Source organism: Nocardia sp. NPDC051832 (assembly GCF_040681285.1).
In the GTDB taxonomy this organism is placed as follows: Bacteria; Actinomycetota; Actinomycetes; order Mycobacteriales; family Mycobacteriaceae; genus Nocardia.
Genome location: NZ_JBFAYL010000003.1, coordinates 900,594 through 917,311, shown reverse-complemented (window position 1 = coordinate 917,311; position 16,718 = coordinate 900,594). Strand labels below are relative to the sequence as shown.

At 68.0% G+C, this 16,718-nt stretch carries 13 protein-coding genes and 1 pseudogene; 3 read left to right on the top strand and 11 right to left on the bottom strand.

From position 1 onward, the window contains the following. Positions 1 to 142: 142 nt before the first annotated feature. The 4 genes from rsmA to AB0M14_RS21885 form a co-directional block, all read right to left on the bottom strand. On the bottom strand, positions 143 to 1,024 hold the full coding sequence (gene rsmA, locus AB0M14_RS21900; RefSeq protein ID WP_364997711.1) for a 16S rRNA (adenine(1518)-N(6)/adenine(1519)-N(6))-dimethyltransferase RsmA: 882 nt from the start codon (positions 1,022 to 1,024) through the stop codon (positions 143 to 145). Positions 1,025 to 1,477: 453 nt separating this feature from the next. Then, the gene (locus AB0M14_RS21895) at positions 1,478 to 2,587 is read right to left on the bottom strand and encodes an alpha/beta fold hydrolase (protein ID WP_364997710.1); all 1,110 of its coding nucleotides are present in this window, start codon (positions 2,585 to 2,587) and stop codon (positions 1,478 to 1,480) included. Positions 2,588 to 2,800: 213 nt separating this feature from the next. Continuing rightward, positions 2,801 to 3,925, bottom strand: a complete 1,125-nt coding sequence (locus AB0M14_RS21890) for a transglycosylase family protein (RefSeq protein WP_364997708.1) — start codon at positions 3,923 to 3,925, stop codon at positions 2,801 to 2,803. Between the two features lie 189 nt (positions 3,926 to 4,114). Further along, the gene (locus tag AB0M14_RS21885) at positions 4,115 to 4,942 is read right to left on the bottom strand and encodes a TatD family hydrolase (protein ID WP_364997706.1); all 828 of its coding nucleotides are present in this window, start codon (positions 4,940 to 4,942) and stop codon (positions 4,115 to 4,117) included. A gap of 65 nt (positions 4,943 to 5,007) precedes the next feature. Here AB0M14_RS21885 and metG point away from each other — a divergent pair. Then, positions 5,008 to 6,570: pseudogene (metG, locus tag AB0M14_RS21880) on the top strand (methionine--tRNA ligase); the annotation flags it as partial. Between the two features lie 225 nt (positions 6,571 to 6,795). Here metG and AB0M14_RS21875 read toward each other — a convergent pair. Next, positions 6,796 to 7,548, bottom strand: a complete 753-nt coding sequence (locus AB0M14_RS21875; RefSeq protein ID WP_364997704.1) for an isocitrate lyase/phosphoenolpyruvate mutase family protein — start codon at positions 7,546 to 7,548, stop codon at positions 6,796 to 6,798. 86 nt (positions 7,549 to 7,634) lie between these two features. Continuing rightward, positions 7,635 to 8,495: a 16S rRNA (cytidine(1402)-2'-O)-methyltransferase gene (rsmI, locus tag AB0M14_RS21870; protein ID WP_364997702.1), complete on the bottom strand. Its 861-nt coding sequence runs from the start codon at positions 8,493 to 8,495 to the stop codon at positions 7,635 to 7,637. A 266-nt stretch (positions 8,496 to 8,761) separates the two neighbouring features. Here rsmI and AB0M14_RS21865 point away from each other — a divergent pair, with 266 nt between their 5' ends. Further along, positions 8,762 to 10,396 carry a phospholipid carrier-dependent glycosyltransferase gene (locus tag AB0M14_RS21865; RefSeq protein ID WP_364997700.1) on the top strand — a complete coding sequence of 545 codons (1,635 nt, stop codon included), beginning with the start codon at positions 8,762 to 8,764 and terminating at the stop codon, positions 10,394 to 10,396. Here the strand turns inward: AB0M14_RS21865 and AB0M14_RS21860 are convergent. Both AB0M14_RS21860 and arcA read right to left on the bottom strand, forming a co-directional pair. Next, positions 10,393 to 10,752, bottom strand: a complete 360-nt coding sequence (locus AB0M14_RS21860; protein ID WP_364997698.1) for a GntR family transcriptional regulator — start codon at positions 10,750 to 10,752, stop codon at positions 10,393 to 10,395. The two genes, AB0M14_RS21865 and AB0M14_RS21860, sit on opposite strands and share 4 nt — an antisense overlap. A 7-nt stretch (positions 10,753 to 10,759) precedes the next feature. Then, positions 10,760 to 12,004 (bottom strand): arginine deiminase, encoded by a 1,245-nt coding sequence (gene arcA, locus AB0M14_RS21855; RefSeq protein WP_364997696.1) that lies wholly within the window; start codon positions 12,002 to 12,004, stop codon positions 10,760 to 10,762. Between the two features lie 135 nt (positions 12,005 to 12,139). On the opposite strand from arcA, the gene soxR reads away from it, so the two are divergent. After that, positions 12,140 to 12,658 carry a redox-sensitive transcriptional activator SoxR gene (gene soxR / locus AB0M14_RS21850; RefSeq protein WP_364997694.1) on the top strand — a complete coding sequence of 173 codons (519 nt, stop codon included), beginning with the start codon at positions 12,140 to 12,142 and terminating at the stop codon, positions 12,656 to 12,658. Here the strand turns inward: soxR and AB0M14_RS21845 are convergent. The 3 genes from AB0M14_RS21845 to AB0M14_RS21835 form a co-directional block, all read right to left on the bottom strand. Further along, positions 12,621 to 13,505, bottom strand: coding sequence for an SDR family oxidoreductase (locus AB0M14_RS21845; RefSeq protein ID WP_364997692.1), 885 nt, complete (start codon positions 13,503 to 13,505; stop codon positions 12,621 to 12,623). The genes soxR and AB0M14_RS21845 overlap by 38 nt on opposite strands. A gap of 144 nt (positions 13,506 to 13,649) precedes the next feature. Continuing rightward, positions 13,650 to 14,777 carry a glycosyltransferase gene (locus tag AB0M14_RS21840; RefSeq protein WP_364997690.1) on the bottom strand — a complete coding sequence of 376 codons (1,128 nt, stop codon included), beginning with the start codon at positions 14,775 to 14,777 and terminating at the stop codon, positions 13,650 to 13,652. A gap of 100 nt (positions 14,778 to 14,877) precedes the next feature. Further along, positions 14,878 to 16,716 (bottom strand): EAL domain-containing protein, encoded by a 1,839-nt coding sequence (locus AB0M14_RS21835; RefSeq protein ID WP_364999002.1) that lies wholly within the window; start codon positions 16,714 to 16,716, stop codon positions 14,878 to 14,880. Positions 16,717 to 16,718: the final 2 nt, after the last annotated feature.

The window sequence follows — 16,718 nt, the reverse complement described above, 5'->3', positions numbered from 1 at the left end:
TGTGGTGGAGCTGGTTACAGCACTGCGAGTGACTTCACCTGCGCGGTTACCGCTGTGTGGTGACCATGCGGCCTGTGCGGCCGCACGCACTCGTTACGACACAACATGTCCCAGCGAGACCCTGCCGAGATGACGAGGGGCGTCAGGCTTGGGCGGCCAGGCGGACGTAGGCGGCAGTGTCGAGGGTTTCGCCGCGGGCGGTGGGGTCGATGCCGGCGGCGACCAGGCGGCGTTCGGCTTCGGCAGGTGAGCCTGCCCAGGAGGCGAGGGCGGCGCGGAGGGTTTTGCGGCGCTGGGCGAAGGCGGCGTCGACGACTTCGAAGACGCGGCGGCGGTGGGCTTCGTCGGTCGGCCACGGGGGTTCGGCGTAGCGCTCGATGCGCACCAGGCCGGATTCGACGCGTGGGACCGGCCAGAAGACCTGGGTGCCGACGTGGCCCGCGCGGCGGACCTCGCCGAAGAAGCCCGCCTTCACGCTGGGTACGCCGTAGATGCGGCCGCCCGGTTCGGCGGCCAGGCGGTCGGCGACCTCGGCTTGGACCATCACCAAAGAGGTGGTGATGCTGGGCAATTCGGCGAGTAGGTGCAGCAGCACCGGGACCGCGACGTTGTAAGGCAGGTTCGCGACCAGGGCGGTCGGCATGGCGGGCAGCTCGGCGGCGGTGACCCGCAGCGCGTCGGCCTCGACGACCTGCAACCGATCGACCAACTCGGGCGCGCGGTCCGCGACAGTCACCGGGAGGTGCTTGGCGAGCACCGGATCGATCTCGACCGCGACCACCGAATCGACCACGTCGAGCAGAGCCAGCGTCAGCGACCCGAGTCCGGGGCCGACCTCCAGCACAATGTCCGCGCGCCCGACCCCGGCGGCCGAAACGATCCGCCGCACCGTGTTCCCGTCGTGCACGAAGTTCTGCCCGAGCTGTTTGGTCGGCCGAACGCCGAACCGCTCGGCCAGCGTGCGCACCTCGGCGGGACCCAGCAGCGCGGCGCTCCCACGAGCGGAAACATCAGATTCGGACACCAGTAGAACCTACCAACCCCGCATCTCCGCCCTGCGCAACCGCCCAGGCAGCAAGACGCCGCACCCACCGGATCCCACGGAGAGCGCGGCGCGCACTTTCCTACAGCCCGAACGCGTACAACAGCCACCCCATCCACACATGCTCCGGCGCCCCGATCATGAACTGATAAGCCGCGTTCGAAATCCCGTTAACGAAGTTCATCGCCTGTCCTTCCACAACCCCGCTACCTGCGAAATCGCAGTTCAAGACGCCCCCGTTACCGCCCAGCAAGCTCACGACACATTGCCGCGCCCACCGGGCACCGCCACCAGCGCTTGCCGTCAACCCCGCCATGCCAACGTGCGGGTCCGTGCCCCGGGCATGCTTTCGGCCGGGACCCACGGTGCGTTGGGTCCCGGCCTCAGCGCGCCGGGAAGACGGGGAGTCTCATCCCGGCGGGTTCGGGGGTCGGCTCAGGCCTGGGCGGGGGTGGCCTTGATGCCGGCGAGGAAGGCGTCGATGCCGGCGAGCATGGCGGGGTTCAGTTCGCAGTGCTGGCCGGTGCCGGTGATGGTGTGGAAGTTCTCGCCGTTGGCGGCGAGCTGGGCGACGAGGGCGCCGTGCAGCGGGGAGGGCACGGTTTTGTCGGTGACGTTGATCAGCAGCAGGATCGGGGCGTCGTAACCGGCGGTGGGGACGGTCATGTAGTCGTTGAGGGCGGTGCGGATGCGGTCGTCGGCGAGCGGCTTGGCCATGAGTTCGCCGATGCTGAGGCCCTGGACGCGGGCGTAGATGTCGCCGAAACATTGCGTGCCCGCGTCGTCGAGGACCGACTTGCCCAGCGGGGTCAGGTAGCTGTCGACGTCGACATCGGGGCGGGCCTGGCGCAGGCCGGCGAGGATGGCGACGTAGAAGCCGAGGACGCCGTCGGTGCCTTCGACTCGGGGAATGGCGGGACCGGCCAGCGGCAGCACCTTCTCCACATCCGATTCCGGGTCGACCGCGATGGTGCCGCGGAAGTCCAGTTCGGGAGCGTAGGTGGCTTGCAGGTGGCCGGTGCCGAGAGCGGCTTGGCCGCCCTGGGAGAAGCCGATCACACCCCAGGTCGCGGAGAGTTCGGGATGGGTGGCGCGGGCGGCGCGGAGCAGGTCGAGGGTGGCGGTGGCTTCGGTGCGCTGCTCCAGGTAGGGGTGCGGGCCGGTGTCGAAGTTGCCGAGGCCGAGGTAGTCGGGGGCGACGACGGCGAAGCCCTGGTTGACCATGCGCTGGATGATCGCGTCCTCGCGGGCGCTGCGCGGATTCGATTGCCCGCCGCAGCCTTGGCCGAGCCCGCTGGTGCCGTGGTCGTAGGCCATGATCGGCCAGCCGCCCGGCGGCGGCGTGCCCGCCGGGACGAAGACCGCGCCGCTGGCGGGTTGCGGGGTGCCGTCGGATCCGGTCATCCAATAGTCGAAGACCTCGCTGACGGTGCCGGCGGGCATGCCGCGCCAGCCGCCGGGCTGCGCGGTCACCGAGATCACCGCGCCCGGCGTCTCCGCGTGTGCGGGAGCCACATTCACCAGCAACGCGGCGCTGGCAGACATGGCGGCAACCGCGATCCCGCGCTTCCAACCGGCAACTGTTCGCATCCAAAACCCCTCTACACCCGACCAATTAGCAAAACCTGGACGAGCGTACAGTTGAGTTCGGGTTATTTCCGGGCTATTTAGAGAACCCACAGGGTTTCCTAAAGCTCCGCACAGTTCAGCGCCCGCAAATCGGGCAAATGCCCACTGCCGCAGTGTTATTCGACGGGTTTACATGCCCAGGCGACTGGTGCAGGCCGGCCAAGCGCCCCAACCCTGCCGCGCCCGAGTGACTTCCCCGATCGCGATCTGCTCCTCACGCGTGGCGAGGTCGGCACGCGGCGCGTACTTCAGACCGCCCTGGCGTTCCCAGGTGCTCTGATCGAATTGCAGACCGCCGTAGTACCCGTTGCCGGTATTGATCGACCAGTTCCCGGTCGCCTCACAGCGGGCCAGCGCGTCCCAGACCGTGCCGTCCTTCACCGGCGGCACCTCGGTGCCGGGCTTGGCCCCCTTGCGCACCGTCTTCGGCTGCGCGGGCACCGTGACATTGGACGAGATCGGCTTTCGGTCGACCTCCTCGCCGTTGACCTTGGTGACCGCGAAGGTGACGTCGTGCACGCCGGGGACGCCCTTGTTCTCCACCACGGTGCGGCTCATGTTCAAGGTGACGTCTTCGATGACGTTCTCCGGCGGATCCAGCGGCAGCGTCTCGGTCAGGTTCTCGACCCGCTTCCGGGTGACCGTGATGCGCAGGCCGTCGCTGAGCGGAGTCTCGGCGGCGGGCTCGACGCTGTCCTGCTCGATCAGCGGAACGCCCGCCGTGGCAAGCGCTTCCCCGACGGTGCGCCCGGCGATGCGGACGTCCACGAAATTGCCGATGCCGTCCAGCAGCGATACCGGGCGGGGGCTGGCAACCTGCAACGTCGCGCCGGCCAGCGGCAGCGGCGCCGTGCGGGCCGGGGCGACGAAGCGGTCGCCGGGGATCTTCAGCTGCTCCAGCGCCTCGCCCGCGGTGAGGCCGGTGGTCCACACCTGCTGCGGCTTACCGTCGACGGTCAGCGTGACCTGGCGGGCCCGGTTGAACACGATGGTGGCGCCGTCGGCGACGCTGGCGGCCAAGCCGGGGCGGACCAGATCGCGATCGGTGACATCGAACCCGGCGGCGCGCAGCACGCCCGCGACATTGCGGGACATGGTCGGCTGGATGGACTGGGCGCCGTCGACGATGATCGTCACGTGCTTGCGATTCACGATCGCCATCGCGGACCCGACGATCAACGTCATCAGCAACGCTGCGACCGCTGCGTACAGCAGCGGCGAGCGGGACTGGTTGATCCGCGTTAAGTGATACATGGTCACAGGACGATAACGAGGGGAGTGGGGGTGGACAACCGCAGGGCGCGTAACTGCGGCTTTGAATATCACGATCAAATCTCGCAGCCGCAGGTAAATCACGAAACGTGGCCAGGATAGTGATGTATACCACAATCCTGGAATCAAGTCCCCTTGCGGGGTAACACCATTGGCCGGATCGCCGACGATCTAGATCCCGTACACCCGCCGGGCGTTGGCCGTGCTGATCTTCGCCAGCTCCAGCGGGTCCTGTTCGCGTAGCTCGGCGAGAGCCCGCACGGTGTACGGAAGGCAGTACGACTCGTTCGGAGCGCCGCGGAACGGATGCGGCGTCAGGTACGGGGCGTCGGTCTCCACCAGAATCGCTTCGTCCGGCACCACCTTGGCCGCTTCCCGCAATTCGTGCGCGTTCTTGAAACTGACCGTGCCCGAGAAACTCAGCAGGTAGCCCTCGGCCACACAGGACAGCGCCATAGCGGTGTCGGACGAGAAGCAGTGGAAGATCACCTTTTCCGGCGCGCCCTCGTCCAGCAGGACGGCCAGCAAATCATGGTCGGCCTCGCGATTGTGGATCATCAGCGGTTTGCCCAGCCGCTTCGCGAGATCGATATGCCAGCGGAAACCCTCGATCTGCGTTTCGATATCGGCGCAGCCGTCGAGCTTGCCGGGCCAGTAGTAGTCCAGGCCGGTTTCGCCGATGGCGACTACGCGCGGATCGGCGGCCAGGCGTTCCAACTCCGCCTTCGCGGCGTCGTCGAGCGCGTTCGCGCGGGTGGGGTGCAACGCGACGGCGGCGTAGACGCGGTAATCCCAGTGCGCGGCCCGGACCGCCCACTGCGCGGCTTTCAAGTCGTCGGCGACGGTCACGATCGTTCCGACGCCCACGGAGTTCGCACGATCGACGATCACCTTCATCGACTCGGCGTCGGTCGCGCCGCACGCGTCGAGATGGGTGTGCGCGTCGACGAGCGGCGCGAGCGGTTCCGGCAAATCCGGTGCGGGCCGTTTGCCGCTCATACCCGCACCTGGGCTACGGGGATATTCACGTGAGCGTCGATTAGCACGCGCATTACAGTAGACACACCATGAGCGCAGCTGACCGTCCCGCCTTCTATGTCACCACGGCCATCGCCTACCCGAACGGTGCGCCGCATATCGGGCATGCCTACGAGTACATCTCCGCGGACGCCATCGCCCGGTTCAAGCGGCTCGACGGGTACGACGTCTTCTTCATGACGGGTACCGACGAGCACGGCCAGAAAATGCAACAGGCCGCGGTCGCCGAAGGCGTGCCGGTCGAGGAACTGGCGGCGCGCAATTCCGACGTATTCGAAGCGCTGGACAAGACGCTCGATGTCTCCCAGGACCGGTTCATCCGCACCACCGACGCGGACCATCAGGCCGCGTGTGTCGCGATCTGGGAGCGGATGCTCGCCAACGGCGATATCTACCTGGGCAATTACTCCGGCTGGTATTCGGTGCGCGACGAAGCGTTCTACACCGACGAGGAGACCACGCTGCTGGAAGACGGCAGCCGCATCTCCACCGAAACCAAGACGCCGGTGGAATGGACCGAGGAGTCGAACTACTTCTTCCGGCTCTCGGCCTACCAGGACAAGCTGCTCGCGCTCTACGAGGAGCACCCCGAATTCATCGCGCCCGCAACGGCTCGCAACGAAATGGCGAGTTACGTGAAGGCGGGTCTGAAGGATCTGTCGATCTCGCGCACCACCTTCGACTGGGGTGTGCCGGTTCCGGAGCATCCCGATCACGTGATGTACGTGTGGGTCGACGCGCTCACCAACTACATCACCGGTGTCGGCTTCCCGGACACGGATTCGGCGGCGTTCCAGCGGTTCTGGCCCGCCGATCTGCACATCATCGGCAAGGACATCACCCGCTTCCACACGGTGTACTGGCCGGCGTTCCTGATGTCGGCCGGCATCGAACTGCCGAAGCGCGTGTTCGTGCACGGGTTCCTGTACAACAAGGGCGAGAAGATGTCGAAGTCGGTCGGCAATGTCGTCGACCCGCTGGAACTGGTCGCCGAGTACGGCCTGGACGCGGTGCGCTACTTCCTGCTCCGGGAGATCTCCTACGGCCAGGACGGCAGCTACAGCCACGAGGCCATCGTGTCGCGCATCAATGCCGACCTGGCGAACGAGTTCGGCAACCTGGTGCAGCGCAGCCTCACCATGGTCAACAAGAACTGCGAGGCCAAGGTGCCGACCCCCGGCGAGTTCACCGCCGAGGACCGCGCCCTGCTGGACCAGGCCAACGCGCTGCTGACGAAGGTGCGCGCCGAATACGACGCCCAGCAGATGCATCTGGCCCTGGACACCATCTGGAAGGTGCTCGCCGAGACCAACCGCTACTTCTCCGCCCAGGCCCCCTGGGCGCTGCGCAAGTCCGGCACGCCCGAGGACCTGGCCCGCATGGCCACCGTCCTCTACGTCACCCTCGAGGTGGTCCGCATCGTCGCCCTCCTGGTGCAGCCGGTCCTGCCCGGCTCCGCCGCGAAGATCCTCGACCTGCTCGCGCAGCAGAACCGCACCTTCGCCGACATCGGCACCCCGCTGGTAGCGGGCGTCCCGCTGCCCGCCCCGGAGCCGGTCTACCCGCGCTACGTGGAACCGAAAGAGTAAGCGGCACTTGGGGGGAACATCGCTAGAAGACGCTACGTAGCCCGCGGCGTCCCAGGTGGCTATCGCATCTGGGACAACCGCAGGCAGCGGTACTGGGGTGAGCTCTACGAGCTGTGCCCCGACGACCTCTTGACCGAGCTCAACGGCGACGGCGACTACGCCCGAATCACAGCCCTGCTCAAGAGGTATCGAGCCCTCGAGCGCTAGACCGGCGCAGCTGCGGGCCTACTTCCAGCCCTCCAAGAGACGCTTGGCTTCCTCGGCGAGGGCGTACTGGAGGTACGGGCCGAAGCTGACGCGGGCTACGCCGTGCTCGGCGAAGTAGGCCTTGGCCGGTTGTCCTGGGATGCCGATCGCGTTGACGGGCAACGGAAGTTCGGTGGTGAGGCGGCGGAGGTCTTCGCTGGAGTGGCGGCCGACCGGATAGAGGACGTCCGCGCCCGCTGCGGCGGCGAGCTTCAGGCGGGCGATGGCGCGGTCGACGCGGTCGGCTTCGTCGCCGTCCTGGCGGAGGAAGAGGTCGGTGCGAGCGTTCACCACGACGTGCACGCTCGCGGCGTCGGCGTAGCGGCGCAGTTCGTTGACGAAGGTGGCGTGCTCCTCGGCCCCGCGCAGGCGGCCGCCTTCGCTGTGCACCGTGTCCTCGATGTTCAGGCCGATCGCGCCCGCGCCAAGCAGTCCTTCGATGAGCTGGGCGGGTTCGAGGCCGTAGCCGGATTCGATGTCGAGGGAAATCGGGACGTCCACCGCTTCGGTGATCTGGCGGACGCGGGTGAGCGACTCGGCGAAGGTCATGTTCTCGGCGTCTTTCCGCCCGATCGACTCCGCCAGCGGGTGACTGCCGATCGTCAGCGCCGAAAACCCAGCGGCGACAGCCAGTTCCGCCGACCACGCGTCCCACACGGTCGGCAGCACCGCCGGATCCCCGGGACGATGCAGCGCGAGAAACGCCTTGGCCTTGCTTTCCAGAGAGGTCATCCTCCGATCATCCCTGCCCGCGACGCCCGGCGGCCAGGACCAGCCGGGAAACGCTGGAGTGAATTACCGGACAGCACACCGCCCAGCTAGTGCTCGCCGTCGCGGCGGGCGGCGAGGACTGCGTCGTACAGCTCGCGACGGGAGGCGTTGTATTCGCCGGCCACCTGGGCACAAGCGTCCTTGAGGCGAATGCCCTCGGCGGTCAGGGATTCCACCTCCTCGACCAGATCGGCGGGATCTGCGGATTTCGGCTGCGCTCCCTCCAGCACGACGGTGATCTCACCGCGCGCACCCTCGACGGCCCAGGCCGCGAGTTCGGCGAGGGTGCCGCGTTTCACCTCTTCGTAGGTCTTGGTGAGTTCGCGGCAGACGGCGGCGCGGCGATCCGGTCCGAGCACCTCGACCGCGTCGGCGAGGCAGTCGGCCAGACGGTGCGGAGCTTCGAAGAAGACGCAAGCCCGGGACTCGGTGGCCAAGGTGCGCAACCACTCCCGGCGCTGGCCGCCCTTGCGCGGCGAGAAGCCATCGAAGCAGAATCGCTCGACCGGAAGCCCGGACAACGCCAGCGCAGTGGTCACCGCCGACGGCCCGGGCAGGCAGGTGACCGGCAGATCCAACTCCACACACGCGGCGACCAACCGGTACCCGGGATCACTCACCGACGGCATCCCGGCGTCGGTCACCAGCAGCACGGTGCGCCCGGCCTCGATATCGGCCAGCAACGCCGGAATACGCGCCGCCTCCACATGGTCGTAGAAACTCACTACCCGCCCGGTGATCTCCACCGCGAGCGCCTTCGCCAGCGACTTGGTCCGACGCGTGTCCTCCGCCGCGACGACATCGGCCGACCCCAGCGCGTCCTTCAGCCGCTGCGATGCGTCCCCGATGTCCCCCATCGGCGTCGCCGCCAGCACCAGCCGGCCCACTGCCGTCGAATCCTCCGCCACCGCGCTCCCGTCTGAACCATTGCCTCCGGCACCCACCGAACCGCCCTCGAGCCTAGTAGGCCACCCCAAACCTCCCTCGCCCCCAATCGCCGCCTCGCCAGACCCCACCGTCCACAAGATCATCCGATAGCTGCGGTGGCATCGCGCGATGGCTCCCCGCCACCAGTTCCGGATGATCCTGGCGAACTGCCAGGTCGTTGCGGATCGCGGCGGCGGCGCGGTTGCCGGTGCGCGACCTTGTCCGCCGGACCGCATAACATCGGGGCGTGACCCAGGTGACCTCCCGCGCGACCGCACCGTTCGGGATCGTGCCTTCGTGGTCGAGTCCCGCGCCGTTGCGGCCGTCGCCGGATTTCGGGCCGACCGATACCGTGCGCGGCTGGCTGGTTACCGCGTTCCTGACGGTGATCGCGGCGGTGACGCGGTTCACCATGCTGAACTATCCGACCGACGCGGGGACGCCGGTCTTCGACGAGAAGCACTACGCGCCGCAGGCCTGGCAGATGCTGACCGGCGGTGGCGTCGAGGACAACCCGGGCTACGGGCTGGTGGTGCATCCGCCGGTCGGCAAGCAGATGATCGCCATCGGCGAGTGGATGTTCGGCTACAACGGGTGGGGCTGGCGCTTCACCGCGGCGCTCGCGGGCACGATCCTGGTCCTGCTGATCATCCGCATCGTGCGCCGCCTGTCCCGCTCCACGCTGATCGGCGCGATCGCGGGCATTCTGGCAATCGCCGACGGTGTGCTGTTCGTGTCCTCGCGCATCGGCATGCTCGACATCTTCATGGCGCTGTTCGTGACCGCGGCCTTCGGCTGCCTCATCGTCGACCGCGACGACGTGCGTAGACGCATGGCGCTGGTGGATCTACAGGGCCGCATCGGCGCGAGCGAGTGGGGACCGCGACTAGGCGTGCGATGGTGGCGTTTCGGCGCGGGGGTGCTGCTCGGACTGGCCTGCGGCACCAAGTGGTCCGGTATGTATTTCATCATGGCGTTCGGCCTGCTCAGCGTGTTCTTCGATGTGGCAGCGCGCCGGGCCTACGGGGTGCGGCGGCCTTGGGTCGGCACCTCGGTGCGCGATGTCGGGCCCGCGCTGTACGCGCTCGTTCTCATTCCGCTCGGGGTGTACCTCGCCACCTACTGGGCGTGGTTCTCCAGCGAAACCGGGGTCTTCCGCTACTCGGTCGGCAATCCGATGGCGTCCAAGGACCCGATCGGGACCGGGGGATTCTGGTCACACATCGCCCCGGAGGCGATGCGCTCGCTGTGGTACTGGAGCGCGCGGACGTTGGAATTCCACACCGAGCTGACCAACTCGGCCGGCAACCATCATCCTTGGGAATCCAAGCCGTGGACCTGGCCGATGGGGCTGCGGCCGATGCTCTACTACTACGCCGACACCAATGTGACAGGCTGCGGCGCCTCCCAGTGTGTGAAAGCCGTGATGCTGATCGGCACGCCCGCCATCTGGTGGATCGCGTTCCCGGTGCTCGGCTGGATGATCTGGCGCACCGCCGTGCGGCGGGACTGGCGCTACGCGGCGGTACTCGTCGGCTACGGCGCGGCCCTGCTGCCCTGGTTCCTCACCCTGGACCGGCAGATGTACTACTTCTACGCGGTCACCCTCGCGCCGTTCCTGATGATGGGCGTGGCGCTGGTCCTCGGCGATATCCTCGGCCAGGCAAGAGAACTCGTGCGTTCCAGCCTGGGCTCGATGATTCCGCGCACTCCGGCGGGCAGGTTCCTGCCGAACGAGCAGCGCAGCCTGGGGCTGCTCACGGTCTGCCTGTATCTAGGGCTGGTGATCGCGAACTTCATCTGGTTGTGGCCGATTCTCACGGCCCTGCCGATCACCACGACCAACTGGCACGACCATCTCTGGCTGCCGAGCTGGCGCTAGGCTTCCAGCGCCGAGGTGATGTAGCGCAGCGCGGTTTCGTCGTCCACGCCGAGCCTGCGGATGGCCGCCACGAAGTCGGTCGCCGCACGTCCGGCGGCATCCCGGGTCGGGTCGCCCGAGGACGCGATGAACGAGCCCTGCCTGCCCCGGGTTTCCAGCACCCCGTCCGCTTCCAGCTCGCGATAGGCGCGGGCCACCGTGTTCGGCGCCAGCCCGAGCTGTGCCGCCAGCGCCCGCACCGTCGGGATCTTGGTGCCCGCGGTCAGCTCGCCTGAGCGAACCTGCGCCAACACCCCCAGCCGTAGCTGCTCGTACGGGGGAACCGAAGAATCATGATCGATCGAAAGAGTGAACATGGCGGGCTCACACGGCATCTCGGGATAGTGGACAGGACATACAGCGTGGACCACCGCGTCCGGATCCGAGCTCCGATCCGGGAATCCGGAGCACCTCGATCCCCGCGTCGGCGAGCCGCACATTGGTCATTTCGTTGCGTTCGTAGGCGATCACCACACCCGGCGCGACGGCGAGGGTGTTGTTGCCGTCGTCCCATTGCTCGCGTTCGGCGGTGACGCCGTCCAGCCCGGTGTCGATGACCCGCAGCTTCCCGATGCTCATCGCCTCCGCCGCGGCGGGCAGGAACGGGTCGGGGCCACGCATGCTGACGCCGCCGTCGTCTTCGCGATGAATGGTGAACGCCTGCAAGGTGTCCCGCACCGCGGGATACATCACCACGGCATCGGTGTCGACCATGGTGCAGACGGTATCCAGGTGCATGGTGGCGCGGTTCTGCGCGATCGGCACCACCAGCACGGTGTGCGCGAGATCGTCATCGAACAGGCTGCGCGCCAGCGCTTCCGCGCCCGCCGGCGAGGTGCGTTCGCCGACGCCGACGGCCACCACGCCCGGCGCGAGCAGCAGCACGTCACCGCCTTCGATCGGCGCGGTGTGCGATTCGTAGGCCCGGCGCACGCCCAGGAAGCGGGGGTGGAAGGCGTAAATCAGGTCGGTGAGCGAGGTTTCGCGCATCCGGGCGGGCAGCGCCAGCGAGGTGATCGCCACCCGGGGCCCGACCCAGAACGAGGAGTCCCGGGTGAAGAGCAGGTTCGGCAGCGGGGTGATGACGAAGTCACCGCCGTGGTGCATCCGGCGGACCAGCGAGGCGGCGTCCGGGCCGAAGGGTAGCTCGTCGAAGGTCATGCCGGCCATCAGCAGGTCGGCCAGCTCCCGGGCCGGGACCCCGCGCAGGAACGCCGCGAGTTCGTCGGCGAGCTGGTGCCCGAGCTTGCGGGCGTCCACCGCCGAGGAGATGCCCTGGATCCGCGCCGCCCCGCTGACCTCGAGGGTTTCCGCGAGCAGATCCGACAGCAGCAGTACCTCGACCCCGTGGTCACGCAACACTCCAGCGAATGTGTCGTGTTCCTGCTGCGCGCGCTCCACCCAGGGGATGCCGTCGAACAGCAGCTGGTCGTTGTTGCGCGGGGTCAACCGCCGCAGTTCGTCGCCCGGCCGGTGCAGCAGCACCGTACGCAGGGTTCCAACCTCGGAGGTCACGCCGAGCCGTGCGCCCTGTGGGCCCGCCCCCCGTAAGTGTGCGTCTGCTCCCATGGTCCGACCGTAGTTCTCCGGAGGCCGCTGAGCACGGAATTCGCGTGGATGTCGTGCGGTTCACGGCGGCTGCGCCGATTCCGGCACCAGCCCACCCTAACCTGAAGTATTGTTTAGGTGAATGGAGGAGCGTGCATGACGACAGCCGATTGGCGAACAAAGGAGCTGACCCCCGGGCAGCTGTCCGAGCGTAGCGGAGTCGCGGTATCCGCGTTGCACTTCTATGAACGCGAGGGCCTGATCACCAGCCGCCGGACCAGCGGCAACCAGCGCCGCTACGCGCGAGAAACGTTGCGGCGCGTCGCCTTCATCCGCATCTCGCAGCGAGTCGGCATACCGCTCAGCGAAATTCGCGCGGCCCTGGACAAACTTCCCGAGGGCCGCACGCCCACCCGCCGCGACTGGGAGACGCTGTCCACCACCTGGCGCAGCGACCTCGACGACCGCATCACCCAGCTGACTCGCTTGCGCGACAACCTGACCGGCTGCATCGGCTGCGGCTGCCTGTCCCTGGGCAGCTGCAAACTGGTGAACGAGCGCGATCAGCTCGGCGCGCAGGGGCCGGGCGCCGTCGTGCTCGACACCCACATCAACTGCCCGCCCGGGAAACCCGCCGTCAACTGCCAGCCCGGGAAGCAGCCAGCAACCGGGTGAACCGCGCGCTCATCCGGCGAATCACGAATTCGTAAGGGAGCGCGAACTTCCGGGCCCACCAGTAGCCGAAGCGAATGTCCGGCGAGGTGTAGACGATGAACCGATTACGTTCGATACCTTGGAGAATCGCCTGCGCCACCTGCTCCGGTTCCACCGCGTGCTTGGTGAATTCCTTGGTGAGCCTGGCGACCCGGGGCTCCTCCTTGTCGATGCCGACCAGCTCGAAGGAGCGCACCAGCGGAGTGTTCACCGCACCGGGCGCGACCAGATGCACCGAAATACCGTGCGGTTCCAGGTCGAATCGGAGTACCTCGGACACACCCCGGATCCCGTACTTGCCCGCGCTGTAGGCCGCGTGCCACGGCAACGCGATCAACCCCGCCGCCGAGGACACGTTCACCAGCGCGCCGCCCTTGCCCGCCCGCACCATCTCCGGCACGAAACTCTCGATCACGTGAATCGGCCCCATCAGATTGACCTCGACCATCCGCCGCCAATGCTGATGCTCCAGGTTTTCCACTGTCCCCCAAATGGAATGCCCCGCGACATTCATGACGATGTCGAGACTGCCCGACCCGGCGTGCACCTCGTCGGCAAACGCTTTGACCGCCTCGTAGTCGGTGATATCGAATGCGCGACTGGCCGAGACGACCCCGCCGCCCGCTCGAATCAGCGCCACCGTCTCCGCCAGTCCCGCCGCGTTGATATCGGTGAGCACCAGTTCGGCGCCCGCCGCGGCGGCGGCCAACGCCGTCGCCCGCCCGATCCCGCTCGCCGCACCGGTCACCAGCGTCTTCGCCCCCCGCACCCCGCGCCGCCCCGCCCGCCGCTGCCCCAACCTGCGCACCGCGACTCCGTTCTCGTAGCCGTTTCACTTTCCCGGGAGGCTACTGCCCCACGCCTCCCCCAAAGCCCGATTCACCACCTGCCACACCCCTCAATCTTGGGGTCCTGGCCGACAGCGCGGGCCGATCAGCCACCCGCCCCTCCGTTATCGGCCGAGGACGGCGAGCATGCCGTCGACAGCGCGAGGCCACGTGAATTGTTCGGCTCTGGTGCGGGCGGCTTTCCGGCGCTGGATCGGGGGCAGCGCCAGGACGTCGGTGACCGCGTCGGCGAAGGCGGCGGGGTCGTCGGCGGCGATGGCACCGCAGGCCGGGGTGACGATGTCCGCGAGGGCGGAGGAGCGGCTGGCTACCACCGGCGTGCCCGTGGCGAGAGCTTCGAGGGCGGCGAGACCGAAGGTTTCGTGCGGCCCGGGCGCGAGGGAAATATCGGCGGTGGCAAGCAGTTTCGCGACCATGGCGCGCTCGGTGATGAAGCCGGTGAAATGTACGGCGGGCGGCCCGCCGGATAAAGCGGGGATCGACCGGGCGCGGCGTTCCAGGGCTTCGCGGCGCGGCCCGTCGCCGGCGACGATCAGGCGCACCTCCGAGCCCGACCTGCGCAGTTCGGCGATGGCCTCGATGCTGCGGTCCACCCGCTTCTCCACCGAGAGGCGACCGCAGTGCACCAGCAGGGGGTGCCCGGGGACGCCGAGATCGGCGCGTAGCCGGCGGTCGCGACGGTGCGGGTTGAACAACTCCAGGTCCACTCCGAGCGGGACCAGTTCGACGTTGCGCGCACCGATCCGCTCGAACTCGGCCCGAGCGAAATCGGTTGTGCAAACTACGATTTCGTATTCGTCGGCAGTGCGGCGATTGGCCAGGTCGGCGAGCCGGCGGGCAGCGGAGCGAGGCATGACCTGCCCGAGCAGGCGGTCCAGGCGCTCGTGCGAGATCATCACACCGGCCACATCGCGTTTGCGCGCCCAGCGGCCGAACCCACGCAGTGTGAGGCGGTCCGAGACCTCCAGGACGTCCGGCCGGAGCCCGGACAGCACGTCCGCGACGCGGCGCGGATCAGCGGCGCGATAACCCCCGGTCCAGGGAATCGGCAAGGCGGGCAGGGTGATTCGCAGAACTCCGTTCGGCAGAATCTCCTCGGTGCGCCGGGAACCGGGAACGATCAAGACCACCTCATGGCCCGCCGCGCTGTAGCCCTCGCCGAGATGATGCAGTGCGGTGCGCAGCCCGCCGGAGCGTGGTCCGTAGAAGTTCGCGAGTTGGACTATGCGCACTCCCCGATCGTTCAACGGATTTGGTGTTCGCGGGGGCCGTACTGCGCAACGGGGGGTGAACAGGAGGAAAAGAACCGTTTGCCCAGGTTGGTGTGTCGAGTCAGCGGGCGGTGCCGCGCCCGGCGCGCGGAAGCTCCAGGTCGAGGGGTATCCGGCCGATCGCGAGGTGCTCCTCGACTTCGTCGGCGGGCATCGGCCGGGCGATCAGGAAGCCCTGGGCGCGATAACAACCCAGGCCGACCAGGGTGCGGGCGGCGACGGCGGTTTCGACGCCCTCACCGACCACACCGAGACCGAACGAACCGGCCAGCCCGATAATGGATTTCACGATGGCGAGGTCGTCGGTGCTAGCCCCGAGCCGCTGGACGAAGCCGCGATCGATCTTCACCGCGTCCACCGGCAGCGCTTTCAGGTGTGAGAGCGAGCTGTAGCCGGTGCCGAAATCGTCGATCGCGATCTGCACGCCCATCCGCTTGAGTCCGCGCAGTGTGACCTGGGTGCGGGCGAGGTCCTGCACCACCACGTGTTCGGTGATCTCCAGGCAGACCGAGCTGCCGTCGATGCCGAACAGTCGCAGGATGTCCTCGATGCGCTCCACGAAATCCAGGCTGACCAGCTGGACCGGGGAGACGTTGATGCGCATGACGACATTGGACGCGAGCCCGCGCCGGCGCCATTCGGCGAACTGGGCGCAGGCCGAGCGGATCACCCAGCGGCCCAGCTCGCCAGCGAGATTCGTGGCCTCGGCGACGGTGACGAAGGCGGCGGGCGGGAGCAGGCCGCGCGTCGGATGCATCCACCGGACCAGCGCCTCCAGCGCCACGATCCGCCCGGTACGCAGATCGACCTCGGGCTGGAAATGCAGCAGCAGCGACCCGTCGGACACCGCGCCGCGCAGGTTCAGCTCCACGTCGTCCTGCAATTCGAACTGGGCGCGCATGGCGTCGGTGAACACCGCGACCCCGTTGCCGCCACCGGATTTCGCCGACAGCAGCGCGTGGTCGGCGCGCCGCAGCACGTCGGCGACGGTGGTCTCGCCGGGAATCCCCACGGCCACACCGACGCTCGCGCCGCGGCTGACGGATTCGCCGCCGACGGTCACGCGCCGCCCGATCAGCTGCTGGATCCGGGTCGCCTCCAGCTCGGCGGCGACGGCGTCCATCGGTTTCGCGGGCACGATGACGAACTCGTCGCCGCCCAGCCGGGCGATCATGTCCTGCCCGTCGAGGTTCTCCCGCAGCCGCGAGGACAGCGTGCGAATGAAGTTGTCTCCGGCGGTGTGGCCGAGGAAATCGTTGAGCGCCTTCAACCGGTCCAGGTCCAGGAACAGTGCCGCCACCGGTCCGGGCGCGCCCGCGCGCAGGCGCTCCTCCATGTGCTCGAGCAGCGCCCGCCGGTTCGCCAGCCCGGTCAGATCGTCGTGCAGCGCGATGTAGCGCAGCCGCTCCTCGGCCACCACCCGCGCCTGCACCTGTGCGAACAGCGCGGCGATCGCCTTGAGCACGTTGAGTTCCCGGGTGCTCCAATCCCGGTCGCCCTGCTTGATGAAGCCGAGGACTCCGGTGGATTCGCCGCGCGAGATCAGCGGCACCGCGGCCATCGCGACGGTCGGGATGCCGGAGGAGCGGCGAATCGTCTCCTGATAGTCGGCGGTGTGCTGGTCGGGGCGAACGATGATCGGCTCGACGGCGTGCTCGAGTTCGCGGAACACCGAGTCGGCGTTCTCGAAGAAGACGATCTTCAGCGGATCCGGGTCGGGGACCTCGGCGCGATGCGGCCATTCCGCGATCAGCACGGTGGCCCGGCGTTCGCGTTCGGTATGACGCAGATAGCTGAAGTCGACGTCGAAATGCTCGACCAGTTTGGCCAGCACGCGTTCACTCGCCGCCACCATGGTCGTGGCGTCGACGCCCATCAACTCGGCGGCGACTTCGGTCACCA